This is a genomic window from Nocardia sp. AB354 (genome assembly GCF_049538315.1).
Taxonomy (GTDB): domain Bacteria; phylum Actinomycetota; class Actinomycetes; order Mycobacteriales; family Mycobacteriaceae; genus Nocardia; species Nocardia nova.
Genome location: NZ_JBMVFU010000009.1, coordinates 17,284 through 32,726, shown reverse-complemented (window position 1 = coordinate 32,726; position 15,443 = coordinate 17,284). Strand labels below are relative to the sequence as shown.

13 protein-coding genes are annotated in these 15,443 nt (G+C 69.1%); 8 read left to right on the top strand and 5 right to left on the bottom strand.

The annotated features are described in order from the left end of the window. The first annotated feature begins 96 nt into the window (after positions 1 to 96). The 3 genes from tatC (at position 97) to ACPCUW_RS14925 (ending at position 4,621) form a co-directional block, all read left to right on the top strand. The gene (gene tatC, locus ACPCUW_RS14935) at positions 97 to 1,086 is read left to right on the top strand and encodes a twin-arginine translocase subunit TatC (protein ID WP_104392169.1); all 990 of its coding nucleotides are present in this window, start codon (positions 97 to 99) and stop codon (positions 1,084 to 1,086) included. Continuing rightward, complete coding sequence (locus tag ACPCUW_RS14930; RefSeq protein WP_423425650.1) at positions 1,083 to 3,779, top strand: DEAD/DEAH box helicase; 2,697 nt, start codon at positions 1,083 to 1,085, stop codon at positions 3,777 to 3,779. Before tatC ends, ACPCUW_RS14930 begins: the two co-directional genes overlap by 4 nt. A 104-nt stretch (positions 3,780 to 3,883) precedes the next feature. Further along, positions 3,884 to 4,621, top strand: a complete 738-nt coding sequence (locus tag ACPCUW_RS14925; RefSeq protein WP_423425432.1) for a DUF4333 domain-containing protein — start codon at positions 3,884 to 3,886, stop codon at positions 4,619 to 4,621. Between the two features lie 63 nt (positions 4,622 to 4,684). Here ACPCUW_RS14925 and ACPCUW_RS14920 read toward each other — a convergent pair whose 3' ends face one another. Further along, positions 4,685 to 5,650, bottom strand: coding sequence for a 5'-3' exonuclease (locus tag ACPCUW_RS14920; RefSeq protein WP_030518112.1), 966 nt, complete (start codon positions 5,648 to 5,650; stop codon positions 4,685 to 4,687). Between the two features lie 102 nt (positions 5,651 to 5,752). Between ACPCUW_RS14920 and ACPCUW_RS14915 the strand changes: the two genes are divergently transcribed. Further along, positions 5,753 to 6,880, top strand: coding sequence for a M24 family metallopeptidase (locus tag ACPCUW_RS14915; RefSeq protein WP_423425430.1), 1,128 nt, complete (start codon positions 5,753 to 5,755; stop codon positions 6,878 to 6,880). Between the two features lie 55 nt (positions 6,881 to 6,935). On the opposite strand, the gene ACPCUW_RS14910 is transcribed toward ACPCUW_RS14915, so the two are convergent. Beyond that, positions 6,936 to 7,346, bottom strand: a complete 411-nt coding sequence (locus tag ACPCUW_RS14910; RefSeq protein WP_063015455.1) for a TIGR03618 family F420-dependent PPOX class oxidoreductase — start codon at positions 7,344 to 7,346, stop codon at positions 6,936 to 6,938. A gap of 43 nt (positions 7,347 to 7,389) precedes the next feature. Here ACPCUW_RS14910 and ACPCUW_RS14905 point away from each other — a divergent pair, with 43 nt between their 5' ends. Both ACPCUW_RS14905 and cbiE read left to right on the top strand, forming a co-directional pair. After that, positions 7,390 to 8,145, top strand: coding sequence for an SDR family NAD(P)-dependent oxidoreductase (locus tag ACPCUW_RS14905; protein ID WP_423425428.1), 756 nt, complete (start codon positions 7,390 to 7,392; stop codon positions 8,143 to 8,145). Positions 8,146 to 8,266: 121 nt separating this feature from the next. Beyond that, entirely contained in the window at positions 8,267 to 9,562 is a 1,296-nt protein-coding gene (gene cbiE / locus ACPCUW_RS14900; RefSeq protein WP_423425426.1) for a precorrin-6y C5,15-methyltransferase (decarboxylating) subunit CbiE, read from the top strand. 16 nt (positions 9,563 to 9,578) lie between these two features. On the opposite strand, the gene ACPCUW_RS14895 is transcribed toward cbiE, so the two are convergent. Next, positions 9,579 to 10,166, bottom strand: a complete 588-nt coding sequence (locus ACPCUW_RS14895) for a TetR/AcrR family transcriptional regulator (protein WP_423425425.1) — start codon at positions 10,164 to 10,166, stop codon at positions 9,579 to 9,581. Positions 10,167 to 10,289: 123 nt separating this feature from the next. On the opposite strand from ACPCUW_RS14895, the gene ACPCUW_RS14890 reads away from it, so the two are divergent. Next, positions 10,290 to 11,249: an SDR family oxidoreductase gene (locus ACPCUW_RS14890; protein ID WP_423425423.1), complete on the top strand. Its 960-nt coding sequence runs from the start codon at positions 10,290 to 10,292 to the stop codon at positions 11,247 to 11,249. Positions 11,250 to 11,286: 37 nt separating this feature from the next. On the opposite strand, the gene ACPCUW_RS14885 is transcribed toward ACPCUW_RS14890, so the two are convergent. Further along, entirely contained in the window at positions 11,287 to 11,760 is a 474-nt protein-coding gene (locus tag ACPCUW_RS14885) for an NUDIX hydrolase (protein ID WP_423425421.1), read from the bottom strand. 325 nt (positions 11,761 to 12,085) lie between these two features. Between ACPCUW_RS14885 and ACPCUW_RS14880 the strand changes: the two genes are divergently transcribed. Continuing rightward, positions 12,086 to 13,567, top strand: coding sequence for an amidase (locus ACPCUW_RS14880; protein ID WP_423425419.1), 1,482 nt, complete (start codon positions 12,086 to 12,088; stop codon positions 13,565 to 13,567). Between the two features lie 23 nt (positions 13,568 to 13,590). Here ACPCUW_RS14880 and ACPCUW_RS14875 read toward each other — a convergent pair whose 3' ends face one another. Next, positions 13,591 to 15,198, bottom strand: coding sequence for a carboxylesterase/lipase family protein (locus ACPCUW_RS14875; RefSeq protein WP_423425418.1), 1,608 nt, complete (start codon positions 15,196 to 15,198; stop codon positions 13,591 to 13,593). Positions 15,199 to 15,443 lie beyond the last annotated feature (245 nt).

Below are 15,443 nucleotides of genomic sequence, written 5' to 3'. Positions count from 1 at the left end.
GGCCGTCACCCCGGCAACGCCCGCGGGGTGACGGTGCGATGGCGGTTGGGCGTTTCATCCGGATCCGGCCAGGTGATCAGCGAGGCAGTCACATCCATGCGCATTCCGTTCGACCCCCGCCGTAGCCGGCGCAGGACGAATCCCGACGGCACCATGTCGTTGGTCGAACATCTGCAAGAGTTGCGTTCGCGACTGTTGAAGTCGTTGCTGGCGGTGGCGCTGACCACGATCCTCGGATTCCTCTGGTACTCGCACTCCTTCCTGGGCATCGAGAGCCTGGGTGATCTGCTGCGCGGCCCGTACTGTTCGCTGCCGCCGGAACATCGTGCGCAGCTGACCACCGACGGCACCTGCCGGCTGCTGGCCACCGCACCGTTCGAACAGTTCATGCTGCGGTTCAAGGTCGCCTTCACCGCGGGTGTGGTGATGGCCTGCCCGATCTGGCTGTACCAGCTGTGGGCGTTCGTCACGCCCGGCCTCTACGCCAAGGAGCGCAAGTACGCGATCAGCTTCGTCGCCTCCGGCGTGGTGCTGTTCGTCACCGGCGCGGTGCTCGCGTACTGGGTGGTGGCGCACGCGCTGAGCTTCCTGATGGGAATCGGCAGCAATGTGCAGATCACCGCGCTGAGCGGTAGTCAGTACTTCGGATTCATCATCAAACTGCTGATCATCTTCGGCGTCAGCTTCGAGACGCCGCTGCTGATCATCGGGCTGAACATGGTGGGCGTGCTGACCTACGAGCGGCTCAAGAAGTGGCGCCGCGGCATGATCTTCGGGCTGTTCGTCTTCGCCGCGATCGTCACACCGCAGGATCCCTTCTCGATGCTGGCGCTGGCCGCCGCGCTCACCGTGTTGTTCGAGGTGGCCGTGCAGATCGCCCGGCTCAACGACCGACGCCGCGCGCGCCGGGGCGACAACTGGGGCGCGCTGTCCGACGACGAGGCCTCCCCGCTGGCCGGACCCGACGATCTGGACGGGGTGAGCCCGGTGGAGCCCGCCCGCCCGGTGACGGCGAGCGGACCGGTCTCGGCCGAGCCCGCGCCGAAAACTCCGCGCCCGGTGTCGGACTACTCCGATACCCTCTGAGCGTGGGACAACCGTCGCTGACTGGCGAACTCGCGGCATTCGCCGCCGACCTGAAATTCTCCCTGGACCCGTTCCAACAGCAGGCCTGCGCGGCGCTGGAGAACGGGCACAGTGTGCTGGTGTGCGCGCCGACCGGCGCCGGTAAGACCGTCGTCGGGGAATTCGCCGTGCACCTGGCCCGCGCGGCCGGTGGCAAGTGCTTCTACACCACCCCGATCAAGGCGCTGTCGAATCAGAAGTACGCCGATCTGGTGGATCGCTACGGCCGCGACGCGGTCGGACTGCTGACCGGTGATCAGTCGATCAATCCGGACGCCCGGGTCGTGGTCATGACCACCGAAGTGCTGCGCAACATGCTCTACGCGGGTTCGGACGCGCTGCACGCGCTGTCGTTCGTCGTCATGGACGAGGTGCACTATCTGGCCGACCGATTCCGCGGCGCGGTGTGGGAAGAGGTCATCCTGCATCTGCCGCCGGAGGTGCGGCTGGTGAGCCTGTCGGCGACGGTCAGCAACGCCGAGGAGTTCGGCGCGTGGATGGAGACCGTGCGGGGCGATACCGCGGTCATCGTCGACGAGACGCGGCCGGTGCCGCTCTGGCAGCACGTCATGGTCGGGCGGCGGCTGTTCGATCTGTTCGATACGAAGTCCAGCGATCAGAAAATCCTCGTCGACGAGGATCTGGTTCGCTACATCAAACATCGCGAGACCGCCGACCGGATGAACGGCTGGTCCGGTCCGCGCCACCGCGGTGGTCCGCGCCGCGACTTCCGGCCGCTGCCGCGCCCGGAGATGCTCGCCCGCCTCGACGAGGAAGGGCTGCTGCCGGCGATCACGTTCATCTTCAGCCGGGCCGGCTGCGACGGCGCCCTCGCCCAGTGCCTGCGCTCGCGCCTGGATCTGAGCCGTCCCGAGGAGGCGGCGGAGATCGAGGCGGTGATCGAACGCCATACCGGTGATCTGCCGCGCGCCGACCTCGATGTGCTCGGCTACTGGGAATGGCGGGAGGCGCTCTTCCGCGGCCTGGCCGCCCATCACGCCGGCATGCTGCCCGCCTTCCGGCACACCGTGGAGGAATTGTTCGTCCGCGGGTTGGTGCGAGCCGTATTCGCCACGGAGACACTGGCTCTCGGCATCAATATGCCGGCGCGCACGGTGGTGCTGGAACGGCTGGTGAAGTTCAACGGCGAAACCCATGCCGAGCTGACTCCCGGCGAGTACACGCAGCTGACCGGCCGAGCCGGGCGGCGCGGCATCGACATCGAAGGCCACGCGGTGGTGATGTGGCACCCCGATGTCGACACCAGCGCCGTCGCGGGCCTGGCCTCGACCCGCACCTATCCGCTGCGCAGCTCCTTCCGGCCCGGTTACAACATGTCGATCAACCTGATCGACCGGATGGGCGCCGCGCAGTCGCGAGAGCTGCTGGAGCGCTCGTTCGCGCAGTTCCAGGCCGATCGCTCGGTGGTGGGCCTGGTCCGCGGTATCGAGCGCAACGAGGCGCAGGTGCGCAAGCTGCGCTCGCAGATCGGTGACGACGGATTCCTCGAGTATCTGTCGCTGCGGGAGCGGATCAAACAGCGCGAACGCGAACTGGAACGGCAGGGCCGCGCCGACCGGCGCGGGGCGGCGGTCGAGTCGCTGACCTCGCTGCGCCGTGGTGACGTGGTGGCCATCCCGACCGGGCGCCGCCAGGGTCTCGCGGTGATCCTGGAACCGGACGCGAGTCCGGGCGATCCGCGGCCGCTGGTGCTGACGGCCGACACCTGGGCCGGTCGCGTCTCGGCCGCCGACTTCCCGACCCCCGCTCAGCCGCTGGGCCGGATGCGGCTGCCCCGCCACGTCGACCACCGCACCGCGCGGGCGCGCCGCGATCTGGCCTCGGCGTTGCGCAGCACCGGAATCGCCGTACCCGGGCGGAGCCGGCGCGGTGGTCGCGCCCGCGCGGCCGACGATCGGGAACTGGCGACGCTGCGGCGGGCGCTGCGCGCTCATCCCGCCCACTCCCGGCCCGACCGGGAGCAGCTGGCCCGGCTGGGGGAGCGCTACAACCGGCTCGAGCGCGAGACCGAGTCGATGCGCCAGAAGGTCGCTGCGACAACGAATTCGCTCGCGCGCACCTTCGATCGGATCGTCGCGCTGCTGAGTGAGCGCGGCTATGTCGACGCCGGGGAGGTCACCGCCGACGGGCGGCGGCTCGCCCGGATCTACACCGAGGCGGATCTCGTTGTGGCCGAATGCCTTCGGCAGGGGTTGTGGCGCGGGCTCGGCGCCGCCGAACTCGCGGGCGTGGTGTCGGTGCTGGTCTTCGAGTCGCGGCAGGAGGGCGGCTACCTCGGCCCGTCCGGGCCGACCGAGCCCGTGCGGCGCGCGGTCGGCGCCACCATCGGCGTGTGGAGCCAGCTGCGCACCGACGAGGCCAAGCACAAACTGCCGCCGACCCGGGAACCGGATCTGGGCTTCGTCACCGGCATCTACAAATGGGCCCGCGGCGACGGATTGGCCGAATCGTTGCTGGCCAGTGGCGACCAGGGCAGTGCGTTGTCGGCGGGCGACTTCGTGCGCTGGTGCCGGCAGGTGATCGATCTGCTCGACCAGATCCACCAGACCGCCGACGACACCGAAATCGCCGCCACCGCCGCCAAGTCGGTGCGTGCCATCCGGCGTGGCGTTGTGGCGGTGGACGCCGCGTAGCGTGCCGGGCTGTGATTGGATGACTACCGGTACCGACCGTGGTGAGGGCCTGATCACCTCACGCGGGGGGATGTGAGACGACGAGTGCGAGTGGAGGCAGGCACATGAGCGGCCCGTACGGACCGAACGAGACTCCTGGCCCAGGGGAGGGCCACAGCAGCGATCCGACCCAGCAGTGGTCGGGGCAGCCGCAGCCCGGCCAGTCCGGACCGCCGCCGCAGTGGGGTGGCCAGCAGCCGCAGCAGCCCCAGTGGGGCCAGCCCGCACCGTCGCAGCAGCAGTGGGCGCCGCAACCGCAACAGCCGCAGCAGCCGCAGTGGGGTGGCCAGAGCCAGCCGTCCTGGCCCCAGCAGCAACCGGCCCAGGCGCAGCCGTGGGAGCCGACCCAGCAGCAGTGGGGACAGCCGCCGCAGCCGTCGCAGCAGCAGTGGGCGCAGCAGCAGCCCACCCAGCAGGGATGGGCGCCGCAGCCCGACCAGTCGCAGCAGCAGTGGGGGATGCAGGAACCGCAGCTGAGCACCACGCCCGCCAAGAAGTCGAAGAAGGGCCTGCTCTTCGGCGGTATCGGCGTACTGGTTGTGGTGGTCGTCGCCGTGGTCCTCGCCTTCGTCTTCCTGGGCAGCGACAAACTGGACAACAAGGCTGTGCAGGACGGCGTGCAGAAGGTCCTCAAGGATTCCTACGGCATCGACGACGTTCAGAACGTCAGCTGCCCCTCGGGACAGAAGGTCGAGGTCGGCGGCACGTTCGACTGCACCCTGAAGGTCGGTGGCGAGCAGAAGAAGGTCACCGTCAAGATCACCAAGGACGACGGCACCTACGAGGTCGGCCGGCCCAACTGAGTGCCGTGCGCCCGGAGCCATCGCCGGGCGCCACGTTCTCGTGGCGGTGATGAATGCCGGATATCAGGCGCTCGCCGCCAAGGCGGCGGTCAGTCGCTTGACGGGGCTCTCGGCGTTGTAGGCGGTGGCCAGCGCGTGCAGCCGGTCTGAATCGGCCGGCTCGGCGGGCAGCAGGTCGGGGCCGGACAGGTCGACCTCGGCGTCGCGGACGACCCGCACGACCGGTGCGGCCGCCTTCAAATACTCTTCGGCCGCAGCGAGTTTCGCGCGTACGCCGCGAGCCAGATCCGATGCCGGGTCGGCGACGGCGGCCACCAGCGCCTCGAGCGAGCCGTAGCGCGAAATCAGCGTGGCGGCGGATTTGTCGCCGATACCGGCGACACCGGGCAGGCCGTCGGACGCATCGCCGCGCAGTGTCGCCATATCGGCATAGGCCGGGCCCGCATTCTCCTGCGGCACACCGTATTTCGCGGCCACCTCGGCAGGGCCGTACAGTTCTGCCTTGGCCAGCCCGCGGCCCACGTAGAAGACGTGGACGGGTGGCGCGTCGGCGCGCACCACCTGCAGCAGATCGCGGTCACCGCTGACCACGATCACCTCGTTGTCGCGCTCGCGGGTGGCGAGGGTGCCGATCACGTCGTCGGCCTCCAGGCCGGCCGCGCCGGCGGTCGCGATCCCGGCCGCCGCGAGCACCTCGGCGATCATGTCGACCTGCGGAGTGAGAGTGTCGGGCACCTCCTCGGCGCCCGGTTGGGCGTCGGCGCCGGTGTCGAGCCGGTGGGCCTTGTAGGAGGGCACGAGCTCGACGCGGAAGGCCGGGCGCCAATCGAGATCGAGGCACACCACCAGGCGGCCCGGATTGTGCCGGGTGATCAGCGCGGCGACCATATCGGTGAAACCGCGCAGCGCGTTCACCGGCCGGCCGTCGGGCGCGGTGATCTTCTCCGGGATGGCATAGAACGCCCGGAACCACAGGCTGGCGCCGTCGAGCAGCAGCAGTGGCCGGTCACTCGCACTGGAGGTGAGCATGGCGCAGACGCTACCGGGCGGCACCGACAATCGGGCCACGACCCGGTCGCGAACGTCGTGATCACCGGACCGTGTCCGGCGCGGCAGGTAACGTCGTATCGCATGAGCGCGCATACGGAGTCACGATTCGGTGCCGAGATCTACGGCAAGCGGCTGGAGCGGGCGGCGGAGCTGACCCGCGCGGCACATCTGGACGCGCTGCTGATCACGCCCGGACCGGATCTGCGATATCTGCTGGGGTCGGCCGCGCAATCCTTCGAGCGGCTCACCTGCCTGGTCATCCCGGCCAGCGGCGAAACCCCGTCGGTGGTCGTGCCGAAGCTGGAGCTCTCCGCGCTGGACGGCTCGGCGGCCGGTGAACTGGGACTGCACATGGTGTCGTGGGTGGACGGCGTGGACCCGTACGGAGTCGTCAAATCGACGCTGAACGCGGGCGCGCGAGTCGCGGTCGACGATGCCATGCCCGCCCTGCATCTGCTTCCGATCGCGGACGCGCTGACGGCACTGCCGGTGTCGGCGACCCCGATCATCCGCGAGTTGCGGATGATCAAGGATGCCGCCGAGATCGATGCCTTGCGCCGCGCGGGTGCGGCCATCGATCGGGTCCATGCCCGGATGGGTGAATGGTTGCAGCCGGGCCGCACCGAGGCAGAGGTCGCCGCCGACATCACCGCCGCGATCGTCGAGGAGGGACACGACCGCGCCGATTTCGTCATCGTCGGCAGCGGACCCAACGGCGCCAACCCGCACCACAGCCATTCCGACCGAATCATCGAAGCCGGTGACGTGGTGGTCATCGATATCGGCGGCCCCGTCGAACCGGGGTATTTCTCCGATTCCACCCGCACCTACGTGCTGGGGGAGCCCGATCCGGAGATCGCCGAGCGCTACGCCGCACTCGAACGCGCACAGGCCGCCGCGGTGGCCGCCGTGCGACCGGGCGTCACCGCCGAATCGGTCGACGCCGCGGCCCGGAACCTGTTGTCCGAGGCGGGTTTCGGCGAGGCGTTCATTCACCGCACCGGCCACGGCATCGGGCTGTCGGTGCACGAGGAGCCCTACATCGTGGCGGGCAACGAGACCGTGCTGCGGCAGGGGATGGCGTTCAGCATCGAGCCGGGCATCTACTTCGGCGGCGAATGGGGCGCCCGGATCGAGGACATCGTGGTGGTCACCGAAGACGGCGGCGAACCTGTGAACCGGCGTCCGCACGGTCTCACGGTGCTGTGAGGTCGAACGAGTACAGGCACCGCTGAGCCGGCGCGTCGAACCCGGCGCGGAGAACTCAGCCGCGCAGGGTGCTGCTCGACAACACCCGCGCGACGCGCACCGCGATGACCACGCGCTGCGGGTTCTCCCGCGGGGTGCGGTAGCGCTCGGCGTAGCGAGCTTCGGCCTCGGCGACTTGATCGCGTTCGGTCCAGACCTCGGCCGGGCCCTCGAGGGTGAGCCAGCGCGGGCCGTCGACCTGGCTCAGCGCGGCGTATCCGCGCCGGTCCGCGTTGCGCGCCTTGATGCTGGGGCCGCTGGTGATCACCCGCGCGATGCCGGCCTCGGGATCCCAGGTGAAGCCGACCGCGACCACGTGCGGTGTACCGTCCGCACGCAGCGTGGTGAGCGTGGCCAGATGCCGTTCGGTCACGAATTCCAGCGCGCTGGGAGACAGGTCGATGCGTGCGGCCGCGGTACTCGTCATGGCTGCGACGCTAGCAACCGGCGCCGATGGCAGACTATGCGCCATGGGTGTGCGTGAGGTCGACGACGGGGTGATCGTACTGTTCGGCGGGCGCAGCGAGATGGGACTCGAGGTCGTCCGCCGGATCTGCGCGGACCGCGAGGTCGTGCTCGCGGCGCGCCGCAGCGATCGGCTGGGGGAGGAGGCCGCGACGCTGCGCGCGGCGGGCGCCCGTGCGGTCCATCCGGTGGAGTTCGACGCCGACGACCTGTCCGGCCATCTGCCGCTGCTGGAGAAACTGGCCGCCGACCACGGCCGTATCGGGGTGGCGATCCTGGCCTTCGGGGTACTGGGCGACCAGGCCCGCGCCGAACAGGATCCGGCCGCGGCGGTCGCGATACTGCACACCGACTTCGTCGCGCAGGTGAACCTGCTGACGGTGCTGACGAATCTGCTGCGCGCCCAGGGCAGCGGGCAGCTGGTGGTGTTCAGTTCGGTCGCCGGGGTGCGGGTGCGGCGGGCCAACTACGTCTACGGATCGGGCAAGGCGGGGCTGGACGGATTCGCCTCGGGACTGTCGGACGCGTTGCACGGCAGTGGCGTTCACCTGTTGCTCGTCCGGCCGGGTTTCGTGATCGGGCGGATGACCGAGGGCATGAGCCCGGCGCCCCTGTCGAGTACGCCGCAGCAGGTGGCCGACGCGGTGGTCACCGCCTTGCACCGGCGCGCGGGCGAAGTCTGGGTACCGCGCACATTGCGATTCGCCTTCGCTGTGGCCCGATGGGTACCGCGGGCCGTCTGGCGCCGGATGCCCCGCTGATGCGCGAGCTCACCCGCAGCGCGGCAGAACCGCTGCGCCACAAGCACGACAGGGCGGTTGCCCGCGTGCGCGGCAGAGGTCGGCGGGTCGGGCCAGTGCCGCGACGGCGTGCGGTGACGATATGACAGGCGAAAAACACACTCTCGCAACGGGAGACACGCAGAACGCACCGGAGAACGATCGCCTCATCGCGGTGGTGGGCATCGGCGCCGACGGCTGGCCGGGGTTGAGCCCGCGCATGCGTGACGAGATCGCCGCGGCCCAGGTGCTTTTCGGATCGCGCCGCCAGCTGGATCTGATCCCCGCCGACGCGAGCATCGCGCAGCGCCGGGCCTGGCCGACACCGCTGCTGCCCGCGTTGCCGGAACTGCTGGCCGCGCATCGCGGTTCGCGTATCTGCGTACTCGCCAGCGGTGATCCGATGTTCTACGGCATCGGCGTCACGCTGGCGAACCTGCTCGGCCCGCAAGCGATCCGGGTCTACCCGCAGCCGTCCTCGGCCACGCTGGCCTGTGCGCGACTGGGCTGGGCGAGTGCGCACACACCGGTGGTGAGCATCGTCGGCCGCCCCCTGGAGACGGTTATGCCGGCTCTCGCCGACGGCCGGCGCTTGCTGGTGCTCAGCGCCGACGAACATTCTCCGGCGCAAGTGGCGGAACTGTTGCGGTGCAACGGTTTCGGTGAATCGCGATTGACCGTGCTGGAGCAGCTCGGTGGTCCCGCCGAGCGGATCGTCGCCGCCACGGCGGCGCAGTGGTCGCGGCCGCCCGGGGACCCGCTGAACATCGTCGCCGTCGAGGCGGTCCGTGATCCGGCCGCACCCCGGCTCACCCGGCTTCCGGGACTGCCCGATGCCTCCTACGGCGGCGACGGACAGCTGACGAAGGCGGAGGTCCGCACCCTGTCGATCGCCGCGCTCGCCCCCGCGCCCGGCGAATTGCTCTGGGATGTGGGCGGCGGGTCGGGCACCATCGCGATCGAATGGTGCCGAACCCATCCCGACTGCCGCGCAATCACATTCGAGCGCAGTGCCGCGCGGCGCGACCAGATCGCCGCCAACGCCGCGGCGCTCGGAGTGCCCGCGATCGTCGTGCGCGGCGAGGCGCCCGTCGATCTGCCCGCGGCCGGTGATCCGGCGCCGGACGCGATCTTCCTCGGCGGCGGCCTCACTCAGGACGGACTGTTCGCGACATGCTGGGACCGGCTGCGGCCAGGGGGACGGCTGGTCGCCAACGCCGTGACCGCGGAATCCGAGGCGCTGCTGCTGCGCTGGGCCGCGACACACGGCGGTGAACTGCGGAAATTCCAGATCTACCGTGGTGAGCCGCTCGGCGGATTCACGGCCTGGCGCCCGCACCTACCGGTCGCGCAGTGGATCGCAGTCAAGCCGGCCGATCGGTCCGCATCGCCTGAATAGCGAAGCGCGGCGCTGGTCAGTGTTCGGAGCCTGCCTGTATCGGTGCGTCGGCGCAGAGGCGGAGCAGATCGTGGAAGGCGCGGCAGAGATGCGTGTCCAGACCGTCGGCGGGGTCGTCGATCCAGGCGTGAACCGCGTATTGATAAGCGGCCCAGCCGGTTCGGGCGGCCAGGTCGGCCGGACCGGCGTCGATGCCACGGTGTCGCAGCGCCTCCGCCACGGCCTCGGTGAGCCACGCGTGTTTGGCCAGCTCGCGCTCGCGCAGCGCCGGGGTCGCCCCGATCACTTGCCATCGGGGATCGGAGAATGGGCGATTACGTTCCAAATTCCGGGCGGATTTCCGGAATGCGCACAGCAGTACCTCGAACGGGCTCAGGCCCTGAGGTGCTTCGGCGATCGCCTGCATCAGAGTGGTCCGTAGGTCGGCTTCGCCGTCGAAGAGCACCTCACGTTTGTCGGGGAAATGCCGGAAGAAGGTGCGCTCGTTGACCCCGGCCCGCGCGGCGATCTCTGCCGCTGTGGTCTGGTCGAATCCTCGTTCCCGGTACAGCTCGAGGGCTGCCTGCTGCAGGCGGCGACGCACCTCTGCTCCGCTTCGTGGCATGTTCCGAGCCTACCGCGATGTGTCAGTGACTGGCGTCACGTTGCGTCAGTGACTGGCGCTACGCGTAGAGTCAGTCACTGGCGTTGAGTAGCGCCAGTGAATGGCATAAAAATGGAGGGTTCCATGCATGTCTTCGTCACCGGTGGCTCCGGTCAGACCGGGCCCGCAGTCGTCACCGAACTCATCGCGGCCGGCCACACCGTGACCGGTCTGGCCCGCTCGAAGGCCGCCGCCGACCGGCTCGAATCATTGGGTGCCACACCGCATCCGGGCTCCCTGGACGACGTCGACAGTCTGCGGAGCGGCGCGGCAGCCGCCGACGGCGTCTTGCACATGGCTTACGGGGGCGACTACGCAGATCCGGATGACCTCATTCGCCGCGACTGCGGCGCGATCGAAGCACTCGGGCAGGCGCTGGCCGGCTCCGGCAAGCCCCTTGTCAGCACCTCGGGCACTTTGGTGACCAGTGCCGGGCGGGTCAGCACCGAGCAGGAGCCGCCGGACCCCGATTCGGTCGCCGCATTCCGCATCGCGGGCGAGCGGACCTGTTTGCGTTTCGCCGAGTGCGGGGTGCGGGCCGGCGTGGTACGACTCGCGCCGACCGTGCACGGCCCCGGCGACTACGGGTTCATTCCGGCTCTCATCGCGGCCGCGCGCCGGTCGGGAGTCTCGGCCTATATCGGCGAGGGCGCCAATCGGTGGCCGGCGGTCCACCGCGCCGACGCCGCGGTCTTGTTCCGGTTGGCCCTCGAGAAGGCTCCCGCCGGCAGCGTGCTCCACGGCGTCGGCGAAAGCGCTGTCACGATCAGAAGTATCGCGGAGCAGATCGCGCACATGCTCGACATCCGCAGCGCTTCGCTGACCCTCGACCAGGCCGCCGCGCATCTCGGAAACCCCTTCCTGGCCCGATTCTTCTCCCTCGACGTCCCGGTCTCCAGCGACCACACCCGAGCGCTGCTGGGCTGGAAGCCTCACCACGCGACATTGCTCGACGACCTGCGGACCGGGGACTATTTCACCCCGGAGGCGAGCATCCGGGCCGAACGTGTGTGGCTGCCGCACGGTGCGCACGAGCACAGCTGACCCGTCTGTGTGAACCGGGGAGACGGCGAGGCCATCCTCATCCCAAGGTTTCCGACAAGGGGGTTCGAGCCTCGGCGAGTTTGCGGTAATCCTCGAGGATGCGGCGAATGGAGGGAGTCACGCGCAGGTCGCTGCCCAGTGGCGCCCAGGTGTAGGCGCTGTGCACGGACAGGCGGATGGGGTACGTGGCGGCCACGTCGACGGCGAAGTGCAGGCGGCGGACCGGTTTTCCGCAGGGCGAGAGATAGTCGAAAGAACCTACGTGGCAACGGATTCGGGTGACGTTCAGCCCGGTCTCGGTGGCGACACCGCGGGCCACGGCCGCGTCCAGCGGTTCGCCGGGTTCGACGGTGGTGCCGGGAAGTTTGAGGGTGGCCTTGATGGGGCCGCTGTCGTCACGTTCCAGCAGCAGAACCTCCCCGCCGCGATCGATGATCGTGCCGATTCGTAGTGCGACACCGTCCTTTTCCGCGCTTTCGTACAGTTCGTCGAGCATGGATGTAGAGATCATCCGACTCACCAACCCTCGATCGGTGCACCACACGGGCAGTACAAGACGACCCATTATTACGGTAGACCGGAAGCAATGCGCGAAGGGCGGATTCGGTCGCCTTGGTGCGTCACGGCCGAACCGTTCGCGTGGTCGGTGCCTTCGGCGCGCTCGGGTTCCCGTCCGAGGGCCACGGGGCGGTCTCGACCGGGGACAAGCCGTTCGGAAGGACGGATTCGATGAACCATCGGTATTGCTCCGGGCGTGGGTCCCTCGTCGTAGAGTTCGAGAGGACGCTGGAACTCGCGCGCGTGGTGTGACCGGTCGAGCGAAAACAGGAGCGCAGGTGAATTTCGAGGAGTACCGCCGACACGACGCCACCGGTCTCGCGGAACTGGTCGCGAAAAAGGAGGTCACCGCCGCCGAACTGCTGGCATCAGCCCGGGAACGCGCCGCCGAGGTGAACCCGCGGATCAACGCGATCATCGCCGACGTCCCGTGCTCGGCCGACGCGGAGCGCACGGGAGCCTTCGCCGGTGTCCCGTTCCTCATCAAGGATCTCGGAATGGATTACGCCGGGCTCCCGTCCTCGCAGGGATCGCGGTCGTTGCGCACGACTCCGGCGACCGAGCACGCGACGATCGTTCAGCGGTGGCTCGACGCCGGCCTGATGATCTTCGGCAAGACCAACATGCCCGAGTTCGGCGCCAAGGCGATCACCGAGCCCGAGCTCTGGGGACCGACCCGAAATCCGTGGGACCTGTCGCGAACGCCGGGTGGGTCGTCGGGCGGTTCCGCGGCGGCGGTCGCGGCGGGCATCGTTCCCGCCGCCGGTGCGAACGACGGCGGCGGTTCGATCCGGATTCCGGCCGGTTGCTGCGGGCTCGTGGGTCTGAAACCGGGACGCGGGGTGACCCCCATGGGGCCGGCGACCGGAGAACTCATGCACGGTGCCGCTGTTCAAGGGGTCGTCACACGCTCGGTCCGCGACACCGCCGGGATGCTCGATGTCATCGCCGGCGGAGAATCGTGGGGTCCGTTTCAGCCGGCGGTGGCCGGGCCCTACCGCGACGCGGTAGGCCAGGATCCCGGTCGGCTCCGGATCGGCGTGCGGATCCCGACAGCCATTACGCCCGAACCCGACCCCGAGGCCTACGCGGCGGTCGAGGCGGCAACGCGAGTACTGACCGAGCTGGGTCACCAGGTGGAAATCCTGGAAGAGGCACCGTTCGACGACGCTGCCCTGGCCGGTGAGTTCTTGCTCACCTGGTTCGTCTACATCGCCTACGAGGTCGCCGACGCGCGCCGGATCTCCGGCTGCGGCAACGAGGGGTTCGAACGCGACACCCTGGTCATGGCGGCGTTGGGCAATGCGACCCGAGGCCCGGAGTACGTCGCCGCCGTCGAGGCCCGGCACGGCCATGCGCGTCGACTGACCGAGTACTTCCGGGCCCACGATCTGCTGCTGACGCCCACGATGGCCACCCCGCCGCCCAAGATCGGGGAGTTCGAATTGCCGAAGTCGCTCCAACGCGTGACCGACGCGATTCTCAAGACCCGTACCGCCGGCCTGCTCAAGCACACCTCGATCGTCGACGACTTGATCAACAGTAATCTCGGCTGGGTGCCCTACACCCAGCTCGCCAATATCACCGGCAGACCAGCGATCTCCCTGCCGCTGCACTGGACCGCCCACGGACTTCCCCTGGGGGTCCAACTCGTGGCCCCATTGGGCGGAGAATCGACACTGATCAAGATCGCCGCCCAGGTCGAGCAGGCGGCGCCGTGGTTCGACAAGGTCGCCGAACGGAGCCGGCTCCAGAGCTGAAACCGGCGCGCAGCGGTCGCCTGCTATCCGATGTGATCGATACCGGCCCACAGGTCGCAGTGGTGCTGTGCGGCGAAGGTGCCGGCGGGTCCGATGCGGTCGCTGCCGAGCTCGAGGGTGGTGTCGGCGGCGGCATGGGGCCACGGGGTCAGGGCCGGTGTTTCGGGATTTCCGGTGTGGGCGAATTGCGCCCAGCTGTCCTGAATATCGCGCGAAAGCCGGTCGGCCGCGGGCGGCAACGGAATGGGCAGGCCCATGAGCGAGGAGAAGACGTAGGGGACCTCGGCGCCGTGGAACGCCCCCGGCAGTAGCGGATTGGGTGGCAGGGGTGCGTCGTTGAACTGGTACCGCCACACCTGCGCGCCGCCGCGGCGGGCGGTCTCGGCGGTGAATTGTGCCGGGCAGGCGAAGAATCCGTCGGTGAGCACGCGTTCCTTGGCGGCCGCGGGCGTGGGATACGCCGAGATCGGGTAGCGCGGGAGTACGCGATCGGCGTTGTCGCCGAACAGTTCTCGGGTCCACTGTGTGTAATCGGTTGCCGAGGGCGTGGTTCCGTGTCCGTAGTCGAGCAGTGCGATGAAAGTCGCGCCCTCGTCGGCATTGCTGCCCACAATCAGTGGGATGTCACGCGCCGCGCCGCCCGCCAGGGCGTTCTCGGGCGTGTCGGTCACCACGACCCCGTCGCGGATGGGTGTCCACGTGACGGCCATGGTGTTCAGTTGCGTGGTCGGAGAGTCGAGGAGCCGATCGACGGGCAATGTGCGCAGGCAGACCAACCGGGTGGCGGGGTCGGCGCAGCCCAGGCTGGATGCGTAGTCGCCGGATCGCTGATAGGCAACCTGCGGGGTGGGTGGTGCGAGCGGACTTCGTGCGCACGAACCGCTTTCGACGATGGCTTTGGCGTAGAGGCCGCGCGCTGTCGGGGCGACGAGTTGGGTGCAGACGCTCATGCCGCCGGCGGATTCACCGAACAGCGTGACGTTGCCGCGATCTCCGCCGAAGGCTGTCGCATTGTCGTGAATCCAGCGCAGCGCGGCCTGCTGATCGAGGGTGCCGTATGTCCCTGTCGCGCCGCCGTTTTCGGCGGCCAGTTCGGGCAGGGCCAGAAAGCCGAAGGGCCCGACGCGATAGTTCGGGACCGCCACGATGACCTGTCCGTCGCGGACCAGGCGGGCGGGGGAGTCGTATTGGGCATTGGATCCGAGGACGAACGCGCCGCCGTAGAGCCACACCATCACCGGCAGCGCGGTGCCGGCGGGGTGTTCGGGCACGTAGAGGTCGATACTGAGGCAGTCTTCGCTCGACGGCTGCAACACCACTCCGGGCACGGGAGACGACTGCGGGCATTGCGGTCCGTGGGCGACCGCCGGGCGGACACCCGGCCAGGGCGGTGCGGGCTGCGGTGGCGCGAACCGGGCGGCTTGCGCGAACGGCACCCCGAGATATCGAACGACACCATCGGCGCGTACGCCGCGAATATGCCCGCCGGTGACACCGACAACCGGCTCCGAACCGGCGTCCGGTGCGGCGTGGGCGGTCGGCGCCGTAACGGCTATCGCTACCGCGACGACGCTGACCAGTATCGAGGACAGCCGCCGCGCTCCGGTGCGAGGGGCAGTGGGGATCGGCATGTGAAGCTCCCTGACTCCATTAATTTTGTAGCAAAAGTACTGTAGGTGGGCGGGGTCGCCGCGCGCACCGTTTTCGTGAAAGCCAGGGTTGTCGCGCACGTATGCGTTTTCGGTTGCGCGGCAGCGATATTCGAAGATACTTTCAATACAAAACCAAGTATGTCGCGGCGCCCACTTATCCTTTCCGCCGGGTCCGTATCGGTCGTGCGGGCAGAATATGGGGGTGGAAACCTCGGCCTCACCAA